We start from the raw sequence: 18465 nt of genomic DNA on the forward strand, positions 1-18465 counted from the left end.
TGTGCTCAGGTGCTCAGGTGCTCAGCGGCTCAGGCGCTGCGCGTCGAGGCGGAGGGGTCCGTGCGTCGGGCGCGGTTCTTCCTGTGCTTGCGCAGCGCGCTCAGCGCGATGAGGAGCAGACCCGCGGCCGCCCAGCAGACGAGCACGATCAGCGCGTGAATCATCCCGGTGCCGTCGAAGAAGGCCACTGAGCGCAATGCGGTGCCTGCGGCGCCGATCGGCAGCTGCTGTCCGATCGCACCCCACGGCTGCGGCAGCCACTGCCAGCCGGTCGCCATGCCCGACAGAGGGTTGGCCACGAACATCATGAGGACCGCGCCCAGTGCCAGACCGGCACCGCCCAGCACGGACTGCAGCCCGGAAACGGCCAGGGAGATCGCCGCGATGCCCAGCGCGAGCACGCCGGCCAGGGCCCAGAAGTCGCCGTCGACCGCGTGCAGCCAGCTCTGCAGGACCCAGGTCACGGCCACGCCCGCCAGTGCCGAGAAGCCGATGATGCCGAGGGCGCGCACAGCGGGCCGATTCCCGGACAGCATGGTGAAGGCCGCAGCGGAGATCATGCCGCCGAAGGCCAGCGGCAGGGCAAGCGTGCTCATGGCCGTCGCGTTCGGGTCGTCGTCGGTCAGCGGGGCGATGTCGCGCACGGTGACCTCCTGGGCCGGGGCCTGCTGGGGCTGGTCACTCGGGGCCTGCTTGCCCTGCGCCTGTCCGCTCTGAGCGGCAGTCTGATCGCCCTGCGCCGGAGCCTGCTGTTCCTGCCCCTGTGCCTGCTGCGCCTGGGCCTTCTGCTGCTCCTCCAGACCCGTAGCGAGGCCGTCCATCATCGTGCCGTAGGGGGTGCCGGCTCCCGAGGCCTTGAGGACCTCGACACCCTGCTGTCCCACCGTCACGGCACCGATGGCCTCTCGATCGGCCACGGCCTGCTCAGCCTGCTCGGCGTCGTCGTACTCGGTGATCTCGAAGGCGCCGGGGGAGCGCTCCTCGAGCGCATCGGTGATCTGCTCGACGGCCGGGGCGGGACCGGCGACCGCCAGGGGCAGGTCCTCCGGGCCGGAGTTCAGGGCCGGGGTGAGGAAGGCCAGCAGCATGAGGCACACCGCGATCGGCAGCACCAGGATGAGCAGACCCGTGCCCCGCCAGGAGCGGCGGGTCGAGGAGGGCGAGCCCTCGGTGGCGGGGTGGGACATGAGAAGCTCCTTCGTTCATGTGGAGGATTTCCCTCCGATTCTTAAGTGGAGCATATTCCTCCGATAAGGTGGAGACAAGCAGATCCAATGCTCAGGCCCGGTGAGCTGCGTCATGGCCGTGCGAGGATCATGAGGCGGCGTTCCGAACGTCAGAGTGCTGCCAGCCGAGAAGATGACCACGGAAGGACCACCATGCGAGCCGATGCCCGAGCCAAGCGCGCTGCTCTGCAGACGGCCGGGGCTGAGCTGTTCGCCGAGCAGGGCACGGACGTCCCGCTCAGCGCGGTTGCGGCACGAGCGGGCGTGGGGATCGGCACCCTCTACCGCCATTTCCCCACGCGAGGGGCGCTCTACCTGGGCGTGATGGAGGCCGTCGTCGAGAAGGTCGAAGCGGCGGCCGCTGAGCTGGAGACGGCGTGGGATCAGGATCCCCGGGCCACGTGGCAGGCCGCCGCCCACGAGCTCGGGCGGCTGCGGATCGGCGCTCTGGTGGAAGGTGCCGACCCGCAGCGCAAGGCGGCGTTCGAGGAGGCGGGCTGGGACCGAGTGCTGCAGCTGCGGGACCGGCTCTTCGACCGGCTGGGCGCGCTGCTGCGTCGGGGCAAGGAGGCGGGGCTGGTGCGGGAGGACCTGAGCCCTGCACAGTTCTACTTCGGCCTGGCGGTGGTCACCCGCCCGCTCCCGGAGACCGTGACGCAGACCATGCCCGTGGATCTGAGCTGGCTCGTGGGCGCCTACTTCCACGGTCTGCGCCCCTGAGGGGCGGGCAGGCTGCGCACACGCGGCGGGCGGTCGGATCCTGCACGTCATCACGCTGTCAGCGGACGCCTCGACCTGTGCCGTCCGTGCGTCATAGGTTGGGCAGCGATGGCCGGGCCCTGTTCCCGGTCGGCCGCCCCCGCACATGGTGGCGCCTCACCGCTGATCAAGGAGTGAGCATGTCTGACAAGGTGGACTTCTGGTTCGACCCCCTGTGCCCCTGGGCCTGGATGACCTCCCGGTGGATGGGCGAGGTCCAGCAGCGCCGCGATGTCGAGGTCGACTGGCGCATCATCTCCCTGGGGATCCTCAATGAGAACAACCCGGACAATCACCACCACGGGCACGACGAGTCGATGTGGATGGTCCGCGTGATCCAGGCTGCCGCGCAGGCCCACGGCGACGAGTACCGCAAGAAGCTCTACGACGCCATGGGAACCCGCTGGCACGTTCAGGGCTACGGGGACGAGAAGAAGATGGTCGAGACCATCGCCGAGTCCCTCGAGGAGGTCGGCCTGCCGGCCGAGCTGATCGAGGCCAAGGACTCGACCGACTTCGACGCCGCCCTGCGCGAGTCCACCGAGGCGGCTCAGGCCGTCGCGGGCAAGGACATCGGCACCCCGTGCATCGCCGTGAACGGCACCGGCTTCTTCGGCCCCGTGTTCACCCCGGCTCCCAAGGGCGAGCAGGCGGCCGAGATCTGGGACGCCGCCCTCACCCTGTCGGGCTACTCGGGCTTCTACGAGCTCAAGCGCGGCCGCGAGAAGGGCCCGGACTTCAGCTGAGGCCCGCTGGCCGCCTCCGTCGGCCGGCTCGCCCTGCGGAAGGGCGCCCGCCGCTGACGTCGCGCTCGCAAGAGGGCGAGAAGCGCCACGAGGCCCCCGCACCGATCGGTGCGGGGGCCTCGCGCTGTGCTGGGCCGGCTCAGGCCTGCTCGGTCTGCTCCGGGGGAGCCAGCTGGACATCGCCCACCAGCAGCAGGGAGTCTCCGGCATCGCCCTCGACGACGCTCAGCTCGCGGACGTTGCCCGCGGCCTTCAGATCGCCGAGGCCGGCCTGCAGCTGCTCGACCTGGGGGGCCGGGGCCGTGATGGTCGCCGACAGCACCTCGGTGCGCTGCTTGACCTTGGCTTCGGACTTGGACTTGCGCAGCCCCGACAGCGCCACGCCCACGGCGGTGAGGATCTCGGGATCGGCCTGATCGGCCTGGCCCAGGGACTCGGCCGACGGCCACGGCGCGCGGTGCACGGAGCCTGCGCGCCACCACGACCAGACCTCCTCCGTGGCGAACGGGATGAACGGGGCGAACAGCCGCAGCAGCGCATCCAGGGTGGTGGCCAGGGCGGCATGCACGGAGGCCTGCTGCTCGGGGCCCTGCGCGCCGTAGGCCCGGTCCTTCACGAGCTCGACGTAGTCGTCGGTGAACGACCAGAAGAACGACTCCACGAGCTGCAGCGCCCGGGCGTATTCATAGCCGGCCAGGGCCTTCGACGCCTGCTCCACGACCTCGCGCAGACGTGCCAGCAGGGCGCGATCCAGGCCGTTGACGATCACCGACGGATCGGTACCGGGGGAAGCGGCTCCGGTGCCCAGCACCGAGGCCTCCGTGACGCCCTGGTTCAGCACGAACTTGGAGGCGTTGAGCAGCTTGATCGCCAGGCGACGGCCGATCTTCATCTGACCCTCGTCGTAGGCGGTGTCCGCGCCCAGGCGTGCGGAGGCCGCCCAGTAGCGCACGGCGTCGGCGCCGTACTTCTCCAGGACCTCGTTCGGCACGACCACGTTGCCCTTGGACTTGGACATCTTCTTGCGATCCGGATCCAGGATCCAGCCCGACAGCGCGGTGTGGCGCCATGGCACGGAGCCGGCCAGGGTCTCGGCGCGCACGGCGGTCGAGAAGAGCCAGGTGCGGATGATGTCGTGGCCCTGCGGACGCAGGTCCATGGGGAACGTGGAGGCGTGCAGCTGCGGATCGGTCTCCCACCCCGTGGCGATCTGCGGCGTCAGCGACGAGGTCGCCCAGGTGTCGAGCACGTCCGGGTCGCCGGTGAAGCCGCCCGGGACGTCGCGCTGGTCCTCGGTGTACCCCGGGGCCGGCTGGGCGGCGGGATCGACAGGCAGCGCGGCCTCGTCGGGCAGCACGGGGGACTCGTAGACCGGCTCGCCCTGCGCATCCAGCGGGTACCACACGGGGATCGGCACGCCGAAGAAGCGCTGGCGGGAGACCAGCCAGTCGCCGTTGAGCCCCTCGATCCAGTTCTCGTACCGGGAGCGCATGAACGACGGATGCCACTCGATCTCCCGGCCGCGCTCGATGAGCTTCTCGCGGCGGGAGGCGTCGCGGCCGCCGTTGCGGATATACCACTGCCGGGAGGTCACGACCTCGAGGGGCTTGTCGCCCTTCTCGTAGAAGTTCACCGGGTGGGTGATCTTCTTCGGCTCGCCCTCGAGGTCGCCGGACTCCGTGAGCATCTCCACCACTGCCTGCTGAGCGGAGAACACGGTCTTGCCGGCCACGTTCGCGTAGCGCTCAGCCGGGGCGCCGTCGGCGATCCACGACGGCTGCTCGGCCAGGAAGCGGCCGTCGCGCCCGATCAGGGCGCGGGTGGGGGGCGCGGCCGCCCGGCCCCGGCCGCGGCGCGGCGGGCGCCCCGCGGCACGGGTGTCCGGGAGGCGGACGGGAGGACGATCGGCCGATGACTCCTCGGCCCACGAGCGGGCACGCCGAAGACGGCGCGCTCGGGCCGCGGGGGCTCGGAGGCGATCGACCGTGCTCCTCCCTTCCAGACTGTTCTGTCGGCACTGGAATCTCACCAGTCAGGCCGGGGTCGTGTCGTCGCCGGGAGCTCGGCCCGTTCAAGGGGCCGAGGGCTCTCGGCGACGACGACGGCCACCGGTTAGCGGGCTGTCACCGCCGGCTCGGAATTCCACCGATCTCGGAGCACGTCGTGTCGTGGGCCCCATTATGGCACGCGGCGACCCCGGTGCGCGGACGCCTCAGCCCTGGGCGGAGCGGGCTGCCCTCCTCAGGGCCTCGATCGCGGCCTGGGGGTCGTCCTTGCCGTAGACGGCCGAGCCGGCCACGAAGACATCGGCGCCGGCCTCCGAGGCTCGCTCGATGGTCTCCAGCGAGACGCCGCCGTCGACCTGCAGGGCCACCTCTCCGCCGCCGGCGCGGATGGCCTCGGCGGCGCGGCGGATCTTGGGCAGGGTCACGTCCAGGAAGCTCTGCCCGCCGAAGCCCGGCTCCACCGTCATGACCAGGAGCATGTCGATCTCGGTGAGCATGTCCAGGTAGGGCTCCACCGGGGTGGCCGGACGCAGGGCCAGCCCTGCCTTGGAGCCGGCACCGCGCAGCTCGCGGGCCAGGCGGATGGGGGCGCGGGCGGCCTCGGCGTGGAAGGTCACCGACGCGCAGCCGGCCTCCGCGTAGGCCGGGGCCCAGTGATCGGCGTCCTCGATCATCAGGTGGATGTCCAGCGGGACCGGAGAGACCGCCTGCAGCCGCTCGACCACCGGAAGACCCAGGGTCAGGTTCGGCACGAAGCGGTTGTCCATGACATCGATGTGCGCGGCATCGGCCGTGGAGATCCGCTGCAGCTCGGCCTCCAGGTTGGCGAAGTCCGCCGAGAGCACGGACGGATGGATGCAGCAGCGGGACATGGCTCCTCCTGGGACCTCGGGTGTGCTCTCGACCTTAGGAGGTCTTGGTGAACAGGGCCATGAACATGGCATCGGTTCCGTGCACGTGCGGCCACAGCTGCACGGTCCGCGCGCCGTCGGCCACGGACTCCCCCGCCGGATGCGGGTTCGACGGATCGGCCCGGCCCTCGAGCGCACCGGGAAGCGCTGCGGCGCGCGCCGGCTCGGCGGCGTCGATCAGGCGCAGATCGGGGCGGGCGCGCAGCAGGTCGTCGACGGCCACAACCGTCTCCGCGGCATGCGGCGAGCACGTGGCGTAGAGCAGCAGCCCGCCGGGGCGCAGGGCCTCGGCGGCAGCAGGCAGCAGCTGGGCCTGCAGCTGAGTCAGATCGGCCAGATCGGAGGGGCGACGACGCCAGCGCGCCTCCGGACGGCGCCGCAGCGCACCCAGCCCCGTGCACGGAGCATCCACGAGGATGCGGTCGAAGCCCTCGGCGGCCACGTAGTGATCCGGCTGCTCCAGCACCGAGGCGATGTCGCGGCCGTCGCCCCAGCGGATCTGCCAGGCGTCCTCGGGCAGCACGGCCAGGGCGTCGTCGACCAGACGGGCCCGGTGCTCGGAGACCTCGTTGGCCAGCAGGGTGGCCCCGTGCTGGGCCGCGAGCGCGGCCAGCAGGGCGGCCTTGCCCCCGGGGCCGGCGCACAGATCGAGCCAGTGCTCCCCCGCCTCCACGGGACGGGCCGCCACGAGCGTGCGGGCCACGAGCTGGGAGCCGGAGTCCTGGACGCGGATCCCTCCGGTGCGCACGCCGGCGCGGCGGTGCAGGTCGCCGCCGGCGCTGATCGCGGAGTCAGGAGTCAGGGGGCCGGGCTCGGCGCCGTCGTCGAGCTCCTCCTGGATCTGGCCCACGCGGGGCAGCGCCACGAGCTGGACGGACGGAGCCTCGTTATCGGCCTCGAGCAGGGCCTCGATCTCCTCGGGACTGCGTCCGTGGGCGCTCAGCGCCTGGCTCAGGGCGCGCACGATCCATTCGGGATGGGCGTGGGCTGTGGCCAGGCGCTGCCAGGTGTCGGCCCCCTCGCTCAGCTCGGCGATCCACTGCTCGAGCGGGGCGGCGGCGACCTTGCGCAGCACCGCGTTGACCAGTCCCGACGGACCGGCGCCGATCTCGGCCCGCGTCAGCCCGACCGTCTGGTCGATCGCCGCGTGATCCGGCACGCGCATGGCCAGCAGCTGGTGCACGCCCAGGCGCAGGACATCGACCACCGGGGCGTCGAGCTTGCCGAGCGGGCGGTCCACACAGCGCTGCAGGACCGCATCCCAGGTGCCCTGGTGCCGCAGGGCGCCGTAGGCCAGCTCCGTGGCGAAGCCGGCATCGCGGCGGTCCAGGCGCTGCTGGCGGATCTGCTGCGGCAGCACCAGGTTGCCGTAAGCGTCGTTCTCGGAGACCTCGCGCAGGGTGCGGTAGGCGGCCAGACGGGCCGGATCAGCCTGGCGAGAGCGCTGCGACGGCGCCGAGGCCGAGTAGGAGCGCTGAGCCATCGACCGGCGGTGGCGCTGGCGACCGGACTGATCACGGCGATCCTCGTCGCCGCGCCGACGATCCCCCGAGCCTGCACGGCCTCGGGAGCCGCCGCCTCGACGTCCGCCTTGATCTGCTCCGCCGCTCGGTCCGCGCCGTCCTGCCTCATCCGCCGGGCTCATGCGAACACCGTCCTCGTGGTCTCGTCGTCTGCGCGGCCGAACCGGCCGCGGGCCCAGTCACCGGCCGCCATGGCCTGCTTGCCCGCCGGCTGCACGCGCAGCAGCTCGACGGCGTGGGTGCCCGTTCCGCTCAGGACGCGGCCGTCGCGCAGCTGCACCTGCCCCGGGGCCAGGTCGGTGCGCTCGGGCGCCTCGCGCAGGCCACCGACGATCTTGAAGCGCTGACCGTCCAGCTCGGTCCACGGACCCGGCTCGGGCGTGGTGCCGCGCACCAGGCGCACGATCTGCGCGGCCGGCCAGTCCCAGTCGATCCGGCTGTCCGCGGTGGACAGCTTGGGCGCCATGGTGGGCTCGCCCTCCTGCGCGACGGGCTGCTCACCGCGCTCGAGCCGCTGCAGCGCCTCCAGGAGCAGGGGCGCGGTCTCGTGCGACATGCGCTCGAGCAGGGAGCCGGCCACGTCGTCGTCGCGCAGCCGCGTGACAGCGGTGCCCAGCAGCGGGCCGGTGTCCATGCCCTCGTCGAGCAGGAAGGCCGAGGCCCCGATCTCTGCATCGCCGTGGATCAGCGAGTGCTGCACCGGTGCGGCGCCGCGCCAGCGCGGCAGCAGGGAGAAGTGGAGATTGACCCAGCCCAGCGGCAGGGCCTCCAGCGCCGGGCGCTTGAGCAGCGCGCCGTAGGCCACGATCGCCCCGGCCTGCGCTCCGGTCTCCCGCAGCTGGGCCACGACGTCCTCGTCGACCCTGTTGGCCTTCAGCACGGGCAGCCCGAGCCGCTCGGCGGCGGCGGCCACCGGCGACGGGGTCAGCACCTTCTTGCGGCCCACGGGGGCATCGGTGCGGGTGAGCACCGCGGCGATCTCGATCCCCTCGGCCGCGGCCAGGTGCTCGAGCGGAGCCACCGCCGGTTCCGGGGTTCCTGCGTAGATGATCCTCACGGTGCCTCCTCAGCCTCCGAAGCTCGAGCCCAGGGTGCCGGCGCGCTCGTGGCGCACTTCGGCGACGGTGCGGTCGTAGTCGCCGGCGCGGATCCGACGCCAGGCCTCGCGGCGCGCCTGCCCCTCCAGGCGGTTGACGTACAGGGTGCCCAGCAGGTGGTCATGCTCGTGCTGGAAACAGCGCGCCAGCAGGCCCGTCCCCTCCGCCTGCTGGGGATCGCCAAGCTCATCCAGGCCGGTGACCCGGGCCCAGTCCCTGCGCGGGGTGTCGAAGCCCAGCCCCGGCACGGACAGACAGCCCTCGCCGCCTTCCTGCAGCTGCTCGCCCACCTCGATGCTCGGGTTGATGAAGACCCCCGAGTCCTCCCCGATCTCGTAGACGAAGATCTGAAGGCCCACGCCGATCTGCGGAGCCGCCAGGCCCACGCCCTCCACATCGCGCATGGTCTCGAACATGTCGGCCACGAGGGTGCGCAGGTCGTCGTCGAAGCGCCGGACCGGATCGGCCGCGCTGCGCAGGATCGGATCCCCGATCGTGCGGATCGGACGGACGGACATGGGCGGTTCCTCCTGGCTGCGGGTGCTGGATCGGTGGAGCTGGGACGGGTCTGGGGTGCTGCGGCTGATTCGCATCTGCTGCGCGGCGACGGGCGCGGCGCTGCGGCGGGTGCGCCGCCGCGCCGCCCGCGGCCTCGGCGCCTCGGGCGCTCAGGCCGGCGGTGGTGGAACGGGGCGCAGCTGCGCGGGACCTCGATCCAGTCTGGTCTGATGCCCCCAGAGTCGGCGCAGCGTGCAGAACTTGTGCCAGTGGGCCTCGAGGACCTCGGGGGCGGCCTGCTGCGCGGAGACCTCGGTCTCGCCCACCGCCACGCCGAGCAGCAGGTCTGCGGCGCCGTGCTTCCAGGGCTCCCACGACCCGGCCTGGGCGTCGACCAGCTGCTCCTCGGCCTTCAGACCGGCCACGAGCTGCGTGACGACCTTGGCGTCCATGGCCTTCACGCGCCCGGCGCGGTCCGTGCCCTTGGTCTTGTAGTCGATCAGGCAGAGCTTGCCCCCGATGCGGGCCACCAGGTCCAGCGTTCCGGCGTAGCCCACGCTGGCGTTCCACACGGTGATCTCCGCGGCCAGCGGCTCGGGGCGGTAGAGCTGCCACCACTCGTCGAACCGCTCGGCGTACGCCCGCTCGCCGTGCGATGCCAGGATCTCCCGCACCTCGTCGACCCGGGACTCCAGGCCCATGGCGCGCAGGGCGGTCTGCTCGGCGTAGTCATGGACCCGGTCTCCGCGCAGGGCGGCTTCATCGCGATGGCGCTCGGCGGCGCCGGCGGCGTCGCGGGCGATCTGGCGCAGTCTGGGTGCCGAGCCGATGGCTTGCGGCAGCCGGTCATCCGAGATCACGGCCTGGGCCGCGGACCAGCCGTGCCACCCCCCGAGATCGAGCGCCGCGCAGCTGAGGACCGTGGTGATCGAGGGGACCTCGGGCTGCCCGGAGTCGCTGCGCGCATACATCCGGCCGTGCTCGGTCTGCTGCGCCAGTCGCGGCTGGGTCATGCGGAGACTCCCTCCTGGGCTGTCCGTTGTGGACGGTGATCGTCCCCGGGCCGTCGGCGCCGGGGCACGGGGCCCCGAGGATGCAGGACGACGGCCACCATGCAGAAGGCCCCGGCCGGTGGAACCGGACGGGGCCTTCTGGTCGATCTTCCGTGCGCGATACTGGGATCGAACCAGTGACCTCTTCGGTGTGAACGAAGCGCGCTACCGCTGCGCTAATCGCGCCTTTCGACCTGGAAACCATAGCGCACCCCGAGCCCGCTCGCCAATTCGGCCGCGCCGACCCCGGATCAGCCGCCCACAGAGGGAGCACACGACGCGCGGGTGCGCCATCCATCCCCTCCCTGGTTCCCCGCGGCCAGCACCCGCGATGAACGCCCCACCCGGCAGAACTCCCCGAGTGGCCCATGAGAGTGCGTTCACGCCCCTCCGCTCCTCGAGCGGCCTCCTGGAATGCGCTCCACGCCTCAGACGCCCACCACAGGACCACTCGATCGCAGAGGGAACACGGCGGGGCCGTTCGAGAAGGGAGCGTCGCGCTGTGGAGCCGCGCTCGAGGGACCGTCCAAGGGACTGCGCTCGCGGGATCGGGCGGATCCCCACGAGCCCCGCGGTTCGATTTGCGCGGCACGATTCAGGTGGCCTAATGTCTACGCCTGTCGGAACGGCGAGCAGGCCGAAGGACGCAGAGCGACAGCTCTGCGGAGCGCGGATGCACGCACTGTCCGCAGCCGAGGCACCGGGCGAAAGCACGGAAAAGGCTGTGATACAGTTTCCGATCGAACGTCAGCCGAAAGGCAGATGATTCGCGGTTGTAGCTCAGCTGGTAGAGCATCACCTTGCCATGGTGAGGGTCGCGGGTTCGACTCCCGTCAACCGCTCGGAGAGCATCATCTTCGGATGCATGCGATCAATGAGAAGGCCAGGTCCGCAAGGACACAGGTCCCGGTGGGGTGGCCGAGTGGTTAGGCAGCGGCCTGCAAAGCCGTCTACGCGGGTTCGAATCCCGTCTCCACCTCGGTTCCCACCCAGCTCGCTCCCCCGGGAGCACGAGCGCGATTGGCGCAGCGGTAGCGCGCTTCCCTGACACGGAAGAGGTCACTGGTTCGATCCCAGTATCGCGCACCAGCACAGAAGGCCCCGACTGAAGCTTCAGTCGGGGCCTTCGTCGTACCCTCCCTCCCCACCCCACCCCCGCCGAGTGGATACCTAGTTGCGCCAAGGGGCCAGATCGCGCAACTAGGTATCCACTCGGCGGGGGTGGGCGACGCGCCCGGGGACCTCCGATGTTGCGACATGGACCGCGGGCAGTGGAGAGTGGTCTCGTCAGATGACATCGGACGAGAGGAGACCATCATGGTGGATCTCGGAGGAATGGCAGACAAGGCCAAGCAGGCAGCTTCGGACAACCCCGAGGCCGTCGACAAGGCTGCTGACACGGCCAACGACAAGACCGGCGGCCAGTACGAGGATCAGATCAACTCCGCCAAGGACAACCTCACTGGCGGCGGCGACGACGAGAACTGATCCCCGGATCAGCGCTCGGCCGGCCCGAGAGGGTCGGCCCTCGTGCGCCTGAGGGGCGGCACCATCACGGTGCCGCCCCTCAGTGCTTCCCGGCCGTCTCGACCTGGCGCAGTGCCGGAGATCGCCGCAGCCGACGACGTCGGCCGATCCCTCAGCCGCTCACAGCGACGGCTTCTCCGGCATCTGCCCCTCGCGAGCCAGAGCCGTCAGGCGCGAGACGGCGCGCGAGTACTTCTTCTGATAGCCGCCGGCCATCATCTCCGGGGTGAAGATCTGATCGAACGGCACCCCCGAGCTGATGATCGGCAGGTCGCGGTCGTAGAGGCGATCGGCCATCACCACCAGACGCAGGGCCAGAGCCTGCTCGTCCACCGTGCGCACACCGCGCCACACGATGCCGTCTAGGCCTTGGACCATGGCCCGGTAGCGCGAGGGGTGCACGCGGATCAGGTGCTCCAGGATGTCCTCGAAGTCATCGGCGGACACGACCTGATCGTCGCCGAAGCGCTCGTCCGCGGCGGCCTCGAGCTGATCGTCGGCCAACGGGGCAGGCGCCTCCGGCAGGCCGCGGTGGCGGTAGTCCTCGCCGTCGATGCGCAGGACCTCGAACTGGTCGGAGAGCACCTGGATCTCGCGCTGGAAGTCCTGTGCTGCGAACCGGCCCTCCCCCAGGGATCCGGGCAGCGTGTTGGAGGTCGCAGCCAGGCGCACGCCCGCATCCGCCAGCTCGCGCATCAGCCGCGACATCAGCACGGTGTCGCCGGGATCGTCGAGCTCGAACTCGTCGATGCACACCAGCGCGTAGCCGCTGAGCGCCTCGACCGTCTTGCGGAAGGTCAGCGCACCGACCAGGTTGGTGTACTCCACGAAGGTGCCGAAGGACTTGGGCCCCGGTGAGGCGTGCCACAGCGAGGCCAGCAGGTGCGTCTTGCCGACGCCGAAGCCGCCGTCCAGGTAGATGCCCTGGGCCGCCGTCTGCTTCTGCCCGCCGCCGAACATGCGCGAGAAGAAGCCCCCGCCCTTCTTCTCCGAGGGCGCCTTGATCGAGGCGGCGAAGCGCTTGAGCTCCTGGACGGCCTCGGCCTGCGAGGGCTGGGAGGGGTCCGGGCGGTAGGTGTCGAAGGAGACCTCGCCGAAGCGCTCGGAGGGCCGGAAGCCCTCGAGCAGCTGCTCCGCGGAGACGGACGGGACGCGCTCGGACAGGCGCTCGATCTTGGGGCTCACTGAAGGACCTCTCAGGTACGGCCGACGGGATGCTTCCGAGCCTAACGGCACGCCCGCCGCAGGTTCGCCCGTCGCGCACACCTCCGGGCGGGCCGGAACCGACGAGCAGGCCCGTGGGTACAGTGGGGAGCAGATCCCCGAGCCGGTGTCCGCACCGGCCTGCGGACCCGCCCCGGGCCCGCCCCTACGACCCCTTCAGGAGGACGCACATGGCTGTCGATCCCGATACCACCGATCCCAAGTTCGCCGAGTACGCCCACCCCGAGCGCCTGGTCTCCACCGAGTGGGTGTCCCAGCACCTGGACGACCCGCAGGTCGTCGTCGTGGAGTCGGACGAGGACGTGCTGCTCTACGAGACCGGGCACGTCCCGGGTGCCGTGAAGGTGGACTGGCACACCGAGCTGAACCAGCAGGACGTGCGCGACTACCTGGGCGGGCAGCAGTTCGCCGAGCTGATGAGCGCCAAGGGCATCTCCCGCGAGCACACGATCGTGGTCTACGGCGACAAGTCCAACTGGTGGGCCGCCTACGCCCTGTGGGTGTTCACCCTGTTCGGCCACCAGGACGTTCGGCTCATGGACGGCGGCCGCGACAAGTGGATCGCCGAGGGCCGGGAGCTGTCCACGGAGACTCCGTCGCGCGAGCGCACGGACTACCCGGTGGTAGAGCGCGACGACTCCCGCATCCGCGCCTTCCGTCAGGACGTCCTGGACGAGATCGGCCGCACTCCCCTGGTGGATGTCCGCTCGGCCCCCGAGTACACGGGCGAGCGGACGCACATGGCCGACTACCCGCAGGAGGGCGTGCTGCGCGGCGGCCACATCCCCACCGCGGCCTCCGTCCCGTGGGCGCGCGCGGCCGCCGAGGACTCGACCTTCAAGACCCGCGCCGAGCTCGAGGCGATCTACCGCGACGAGATCGGACTGGATCCGCAGGGCCCGGTCATCGCCTACTGCCGCATCGGCGAGCGCTCCTCGCACACCTGGTTCGTGCTCGAGCACCTTCTGGGCTACCCGCAGGTGCGCAACTACGACGGCTCCTGGACCGAGTGGGGCAACTCCGTCGGTCTGCCCGTGGTGATGGGCGAGGAGCGCGGCGAGGCTCCGGAGGCCCGTCGATGAGCGGGGCGGACGCCAACATCCCGGAATCCGTGCAGGAGCTGATCGAGGACTTCCACGCCGTGCCGGACGCGGATCGCCTCCAGCTGCTGCTGGAGTTCTCCCGCTCGCTGCCGGAGCTGCCGGAGCGCTACGGGGAGCACCCGGAGCAGCTCGAGCAGGTCGTGGAGTGCCAGTCGCCGCTGTTCCTGACGGTCGAATGGGACGGCCAGGCCCAGACCGGCGACGACGACACCCCCGTGCGCCTGTTCTTCTCCGCACCCCAGGAGGCCCCGACGACCCGCGGCTTCGCCTCGATCCTGCACGAGGGCCTCGACGGGCTGCCGGCCGCGCAGATTCGCGATCTGCCCGGCGATCTCACGGAGCGCTTCGGGCTGACGCACCTGGTCTCGCCGCTGCGCATGCGCGGCATGTCCGCCATGCTGGATCGCATCCGTCGTCAGATCGCGAACCTGCCGCGCTGAGCAGGTCCCTGGGCGGCACACGCAGCAGGCCCCGTCGGCCCGTCCCGACGGGGCCTGCGCTGGTCTTCAGCAGGGGCGGCGCCGCAGCCGGCCTCAGTCGTGCAGGTCCGGCAGCACGCGCGCGGCCCACTCCTCCACGGAGGACTCCCACCGCTGCGGATCCACGTTCCACTCCTTGGTGTGGCGGGCGCGCTGGAAGCCCACCATCTCGACCCGGTCGCTGAGTTCCGCCAAGCGCTTGGAGGCGGTGTCCGGGACGAACTCGTCATCGGCGGAGTGCAGGATCAGCGTGGGGGTCTGCAGCTGATCGGCGCGCGTGATCCAGTCCAGCGAGCCCAGGTCCAGCGGTGCGGCCAGGCCCGTGAGCCACAGCCCGCGCGGCGAGGTGATCAGCGACTGCGCCATGGTGGTGATCGCCGAGGGAATGTGCCGCGAGGCCGTGTGGTGCGTGAACAGCGTGAACCAGTCGACGACCGGCCCGGTGAGGATCATCCCGGCGATGTCAGCCCGGTAGATCGACAGGTCGGCGGTCTGAAGGCAGATCGCCCCGCCCATGGACCAGCCGAACAGCACGATCCGGGTGGCCCCGCGCAGCTTGGCGTAGGAGATCGCCAGCTGGACGTCCTTCCACTCCGTGAACCCCAGCCCGTAGCGTCCGTCCGGGGAGGCCGGAGCCTCTCGGTCGTTGCGGTAGGAGATCAGCAGCGAGTTCAGGCCCATGCGCTGGGCGGTGTCCAGGGCGCGGATGGCCTCCATGCGCTGGGCGCCGCGGCCGTGGACCATGATCGCCCAGGGGCCGGGCAGCTGCTGGGCAGCGGGGTCCTCGGCCGCGGTCTGCTCGTCGTCGCGGGACGCGCTCTCGCGGTGGTCGTCCTGGCGGTGCTCGTCGTGGCCTCCGGCACCGCGAGGGCGGAAGCCGCGGTCCGTCCCCGGGCGCGCGCTGGACGCCTGCGGATCCCGTCTCTGCCCCGCCGGGACCACCCAGCAGGGTGCTGCGCCCATCTCCATGGGCAGCTCGACCTCATGGAAGCGGTAGCCGGCCGCGGCCGGATCCGGGTAGACCGTTCCGGCCCACCAGCCGCGGGAGGCGGCCGAGAGATCGCCGCTGTAGACCTCCTGGACCTCGCGCACGACCTCGCCGGCAGCCGGCGACCAGGAGAGGATCTCGCCGATGCGGGCATGGCCCTGGCCTCCGGCGAAGCGCAGGCTGTAGAGCCCGTCGACGGTGGTCTCAACCGTGGCGGCCAGGCGCACCTCGCCGGCTCCGGGCAGCGCCTCGGGATGCTGCGCCGGATCCACCGGGGTGTACTCGTGGATGGCCAGGTCCTCGGAGCGGTACCGAGGCGGCACGACCACCTGGCGCGCCACATAGGCGGCGATCGCCGAGGAGACGCCGAAGGACAGCGAGGCCGCCCCCACCGTCAGCGCCGTGCCCGCCACGGCCCCGCGGGCCCACACCGACGACGGCTCCCGCGGCGGCCTGCGCAGGGCGGGAAGCGGTCGCGATCGGGCGGGGTGGGTCGATGAGCGCAGGGAACCGGGCATAGTCACATTCTGTCATGTGAGCCTCGGCGTCCGCCGGGAACGACGATCCCCGCGAGCTCTGCCCGCACGCGCGGAACCGATTTCGTGAATATCCGGGGCACATGCGCTGTTGCACGCGTGAGGCCCCTGGCTCTTGCGGCACAGCGGGCCACCACGACATCAAGGCGAGGAGGACACCGTGTCCGAGCAGACCGATCCGCGCGGCACCGACCAGCGCAGCACCGACCCGCAGGCCAACGCAGACGAGCAGGCCGCCGAGCACAAGCCCAGCGTGCAGCGCACCGAGGACGAGTGGCGCGCAGTGCTCAGCCCGCAGGAGTTCCACGTCCTGCGCGAGGCAGGCACCGAGCGACCCTTCACCGGCGAGTACTGGGACACCGAGACCGAGGGCGTCTACTCCTGTCGGGCCTGCGGCACGGAGCTGTTCCGCTCGGAGACCAAGTTCGGCTCCCACTGCGGGTGGCCGTCATTCTTCGCGCCGCTGGCCGAGGAGCGCGTGCGCTATATCCGCGACTCGTCGCTGGGCATGGAGCGCGTGGAGGTCCGCTGCGCTGCCTGCGACTCCCACCTGGGTCACCTCTTCGCCGGCGAGGGCTATCCCACGCCCACGGACCTGCGCTACTGCATCAACTCGCTGTCCATGCGCCTGGAGCCTTCCGAGGGCGCCGGAGAGGCCCAGGGACAGTCCTAAGGGCGACTGCCGCCGGGGCGTCGTCATCGGAGGGCCCGGACGGCGTGGCAGGCCCGATCGCCGGGCGGGGCGGTCATAGGCTGGGCCTCGTGACAGCTCAGAGCGATCTGGTCGGAAGGTTCCCACGGGCAGCGGCTTCGCTGCGTCGTGCCCAGTGCCGCCCGGAGATCGAGCTCGTCGAGATCTCCGCGCCCACACCCCGAGCCGCTGATTCGGTGGCCTTCTCGGCCACCGTGCTCGAGCCGGGATCGGCCCACCCCAGTGCGCAGGGCTCCCGCGAGGATGCCCGGGAGCTGGCCACCGGCCGCTTCCTGCTGATCCACACACCGGATCGCGGCGGCGAGTGGGGCGGGGCGTTCCGCATCGTGACCTACGTGAAGGCCGAGGTCGAGCGCGATCTGGGCCACGACGAGATGCTCGCCCAGGTCGCCTGGAGCTGGCTGCTCGAGTCCCTGGACCGCAGCGGCGCGCAGTACACCCGGGAGGGCGGAACGGCCTCGCGGGTGCTCTCCGAGGGCTTCGGCCAGCTGGCCGACACGGAGGAGTACATCGACGTGGAGCTGCGGGCCTCCTGGACGCCTCACGGCGAGGACCTCTCCGTGCATCTGGAGGCCTGGGCCGACATGGTCTGCACCTTCGCCGGTCTTCCTCCGGTGACCGAGTCGGTCACCGTCCTGCGGCGCTGACCCCCGCGGCAGCCGCGAGCACACCGGACACCCCACGAACCATCCGAGAACCCAGAGGATCTGACAGCCGCAGTGAGCAGCACGAGCCCCTCCCAGCGTCCGAGCCCCACCGTCGTCGAGGGCTTCGAGGACTTCGAGATCCCCGAGACCGTGTTCCTCGATCAGCCCATGGACGGGCTGCCCCCTCTCGTGGACACGACCCGGCGCCTCGAGCTGGCCGCCGAGCAGCTCAGCCAGGGCACCGGCCCCGTGGCCCTGGACACCGAGCGCGCCAGCGGCTTCCGCTACGGCCAGCGCGCCTTCCTGGTCCAGCTGCGCCGCGAGGGCACCGGCACCGTGCTGATCGATCCGGAGGCCACCGGCTCGCTGGGGATCATCGACGAGGCCCTGCGCGGCACCGAGTGGGTCCTGCACGCCGCCACGCAGGATCTGCCCTGCCTGCGCGAACTGGACATGCACCCCGATGCCCTGTTCGACACCGAGCTCGGCGGGCGCATCGCCGGGCTGGCGCGCGTGGGGCTGGCCGCCGAGACGGAGGAGCTGCTCGGCTTCACCATGGCCAAGGAGCATTCCGCCGTGGACTGGTCCACCCGTCCGCTGCCCGAGTCGTGGCTGACCTACGCGGCCCTGGACGTCGAGGTCCTGGTCCAGCTGCGCTACGCCATGGAAGAGCTGCTGCGCTCGCAGGGAAAGCTGGAGTGGGCGCTCGAGGAGTTCGAGGCCATGCGCACCGCGCCGCCTGCCGCCCCGCGGAAGGATCCGTGGCGGCGCACCTCCGGGATCACCAAAGTCCGCGGACGACGCCAGCTCACCGCCCTGCGCAACCTGTGGACCGAGCGCGAGGAGCTCGCCCGCCACAAGGACATCTCCCCCGGGCGGCTGCTGCCGGACTCCGCGCTCGTGGCGGTGGCCCAGGCCATGCCGCGCTCGGTGCCCCAGCTGCTGCGCACGCCGGGATTCCACGGTCGTGCCGCCTCCAAGGAGGCTCCGCGCTGGCTGCGTGCCCTCTCCGAGGCCCGCCAGAGCGAGGAGCTGGTGCCGCAGTCGGTCCCCTCCGACGCGCTGCCGCCCGTGAAGTCCTGGACCGTCAAGCGACCCGCCGCCGCCGAGCGCCTGCGCACGCTGAAGCCGGCCGTGGCCGAGCGCGCCGCCGAGCTGGGGATGCCCACCGAGAACCTCCTGGTGCCCGAGCAACTGCGCCGCTTCAGCTGGGATCCCCCGGCCTCGGCCGAGCTCGAGCAGATCGCCGAGCGGCTGCGCGAGCTCGGTGCCCGCCGGTGGCAGATCGACAACGTGGCTTCGACCCTCCAGAGCGCGCTGCGCCTGCCGCGCACCGAGCACCAGGACGACTCTGCCGGCTGACCCCCCTCCCCTTGGGTCGCCTCCGCAGGCTCTCATCGGCGATCGCCTGCGGAGGCGATGCCTCACAGG

General features: G+C 71.4%; 16 protein-coding genes, 4 tRNA genes and 1 pseudogene. 11 read left to right on the forward strand and 10 right to left on the reverse strand.

The annotated features are described in order from the left end of the window. Positions 1-29 precede the first annotated feature (29 nt). A complete protein-coding gene (locus M3E84_RS10035; RefSeq protein WP_259896035.1) occupies positions 30-1187 on the reverse strand; it encodes an ABC transporter permease in 1158 nt (385 codons plus the stop codon). Positions 1188-1379: 192 nt separating this feature from the next. Here M3E84_RS10035 and M3E84_RS10040 point away from each other — a divergent pair, with 192 nt between their 5' ends. Both M3E84_RS10040 and M3E84_RS10045 read left to right on the forward strand, forming a co-directional pair. Beyond that, on the forward strand, positions 1380-1946 hold the full coding sequence (locus tag M3E84_RS10040) for a TetR/AcrR family transcriptional regulator (RefSeq protein ID WP_259896036.1): 567 nt from the start codon (positions 1380-1382) through the stop codon (positions 1944-1946). Positions 1947-2125: 179 nt separating this feature from the next. Further along, entirely contained in the window at positions 2126-2731 is a 606-nt protein-coding gene (locus tag M3E84_RS10045) for a DsbA family protein (RefSeq protein WP_259896037.1), read from the forward strand. 139 nt (positions 2732-2870) lie between these two features. Here M3E84_RS10045 and M3E84_RS10050 read toward each other — a convergent pair. The 7 genes and pseudogenes from M3E84_RS10050 to M3E84_RS10080 all read right to left on the reverse strand — a co-directional run. Continuing rightward, positions 2871-4556, reverse strand: a pseudogene (locus M3E84_RS10050) (class I tRNA ligase family protein); the annotation flags it as partial. Positions 4557-4943: 387 nt separating this feature from the next. Continuing rightward, positions 4944-5609: a ribulose-phosphate 3-epimerase gene (rpe, locus tag M3E84_RS10055; protein WP_259896038.1), complete on the reverse strand. Its 666-nt coding sequence runs from the start codon at positions 5607-5609 to the stop codon at positions 4944-4946. 34 nt (positions 5610-5643) lie between these two features. Then, complete coding sequence (locus tag M3E84_RS10060; RefSeq protein WP_311200461.1) at positions 5644-7131, reverse strand: transcription antitermination factor NusB; 1488 nt, start codon at positions 7129-7131, stop codon at positions 5644-5646. 158 nt (positions 7132-7289) lie between these two features. After that, entirely contained in the window at positions 7290-8228 is a 939-nt protein-coding gene (locus tag M3E84_RS10065; RefSeq protein ID WP_259896040.1) for a methionyl-tRNA formyltransferase, read from the reverse strand. 9 nt (positions 8229-8237) lie between these two features. Further along, the gene (gene def, locus M3E84_RS10070; protein WP_259896041.1) at positions 8238-8786 is read right to left on the reverse strand and encodes a peptide deformylase; all 549 of its coding nucleotides are present in this window, start codon (positions 8784-8786) and stop codon (positions 8238-8240) included. 150 nt (positions 8787-8936) lie between these two features. Continuing rightward, positions 8937-9779: a cytochrome gene (locus M3E84_RS10075; protein ID WP_259896042.1), complete on the reverse strand. Its 843-nt coding sequence runs from the start codon at positions 9777-9779 to the stop codon at positions 8937-8939. A 153-nt stretch (positions 9780-9932) separates the two neighbouring features. After that, positions 9933-10004, reverse strand: a tRNA-Val gene (locus M3E84_RS10080). Between the two features lie 583 nt (positions 10005-10587). Here M3E84_RS10080 and M3E84_RS10085 point away from each other — a divergent pair. The 4 genes from M3E84_RS10085 to M3E84_RS10100 all read left to right on the forward strand — a co-directional run bounded on the left by M3E84_RS10085 (position 10588) and on the right by M3E84_RS10100 (position 11306). After that, positions 10588-10660: transfer RNA gene (locus M3E84_RS10085), tRNA-Gly, on the forward strand. Positions 10661-10726: 66 nt separating this feature from the next. Beyond that, positions 10727-10797, forward strand: a tRNA-Cys gene (locus M3E84_RS10090). Between the two features lie 35 nt (positions 10798-10832). Next, positions 10833-10907 (forward strand) — tRNA-Val (locus M3E84_RS10095). Between the two features lie 228 nt (positions 10908-11135). Beyond that, the gene (locus M3E84_RS10100) at positions 11136-11306 is read left to right on the forward strand and encodes an antitoxin (protein ID WP_181954308.1); all 171 of its coding nucleotides are present in this window, start codon (positions 11136-11138) and stop codon (positions 11304-11306) included. Between the two features lie 159 nt (positions 11307-11465). Here the strand turns inward: M3E84_RS10100 and zapE are convergent, their stop codons facing one another. After that, the gene (gene zapE / locus M3E84_RS10105) at positions 11466-12530 is read right to left on the reverse strand and encodes a cell division protein ZapE (RefSeq protein ID WP_259896043.1); all 1065 of its coding nucleotides are present in this window, start codon (positions 12528-12530) and stop codon (positions 11466-11468) included. Positions 12531-12739: 209 nt separating this feature from the next. On the opposite strand from zapE, the gene M3E84_RS10110 reads away from it, so the two are divergent. Together M3E84_RS10110 and M3E84_RS10115 are read left to right on the forward strand one after the other, a co-directional pair. Beyond that, positions 12740-13651, forward strand: coding sequence for a sulfurtransferase (locus M3E84_RS10110; RefSeq protein WP_259896044.1), 912 nt, complete (start codon positions 12740-12742; stop codon positions 13649-13651). Next, positions 13648-14112: a SufE family protein gene (locus tag M3E84_RS10115; protein ID WP_259896045.1), complete on the forward strand. Its 465-nt coding sequence runs from the start codon at positions 13648-13650 to the stop codon at positions 14110-14112. The genes M3E84_RS10110 and M3E84_RS10115 overlap by 4 nt, the downstream gene beginning before the upstream one ends. 93 nt (positions 14113-14205) lie before the next feature. Here M3E84_RS10115 and M3E84_RS10120 read toward each other — a convergent pair whose 3' ends face one another. Continuing rightward, on the reverse strand, positions 14206-15657 hold the full coding sequence (locus M3E84_RS10120) for a lysophospholipase (RefSeq protein ID WP_259896046.1): 1452 nt from the start codon (positions 15655-15657) through the stop codon (positions 14206-14208). Between the two features lie 178 nt (positions 15658-15835). Here M3E84_RS10120 and msrB point away from each other — a divergent pair, with 178 nt between their 5' ends. The 3 genes from msrB (at position 15836) to M3E84_RS10135 (ending at position 18396) form a co-directional block, all read left to right on the forward strand. After that, on the forward strand, positions 15836-16348 hold the full coding sequence (gene msrB / locus M3E84_RS10125; RefSeq protein WP_396415605.1) for a peptide-methionine (R)-S-oxide reductase MsrB: 513 nt from the start codon (positions 15836-15838) through the stop codon (positions 16346-16348). Positions 16349-16437: 89 nt separating this feature from the next. Next, complete coding sequence (locus M3E84_RS10130) at positions 16438-17034, forward strand: DUF3000 domain-containing protein (RefSeq protein ID WP_259896047.1); 597 nt, start codon at positions 16438-16440, stop codon at positions 17032-17034. Positions 17035-17106: 72 nt separating this feature from the next. After that, complete coding sequence (locus tag M3E84_RS10135) at positions 17107-18396, forward strand: HRDC domain-containing protein (protein WP_259896048.1); 1290 nt, start codon at positions 17107-17109, stop codon at positions 18394-18396. Positions 18397-18465 lie beyond the last annotated feature (69 nt).

This window comes from Kocuria sp. p3-SID1428, assembly GCF_025149945.1.
Taxonomy (GTDB): Bacteria; Actinomycetota; Actinomycetes; order Actinomycetales; family Micrococcaceae; genus Kocuria.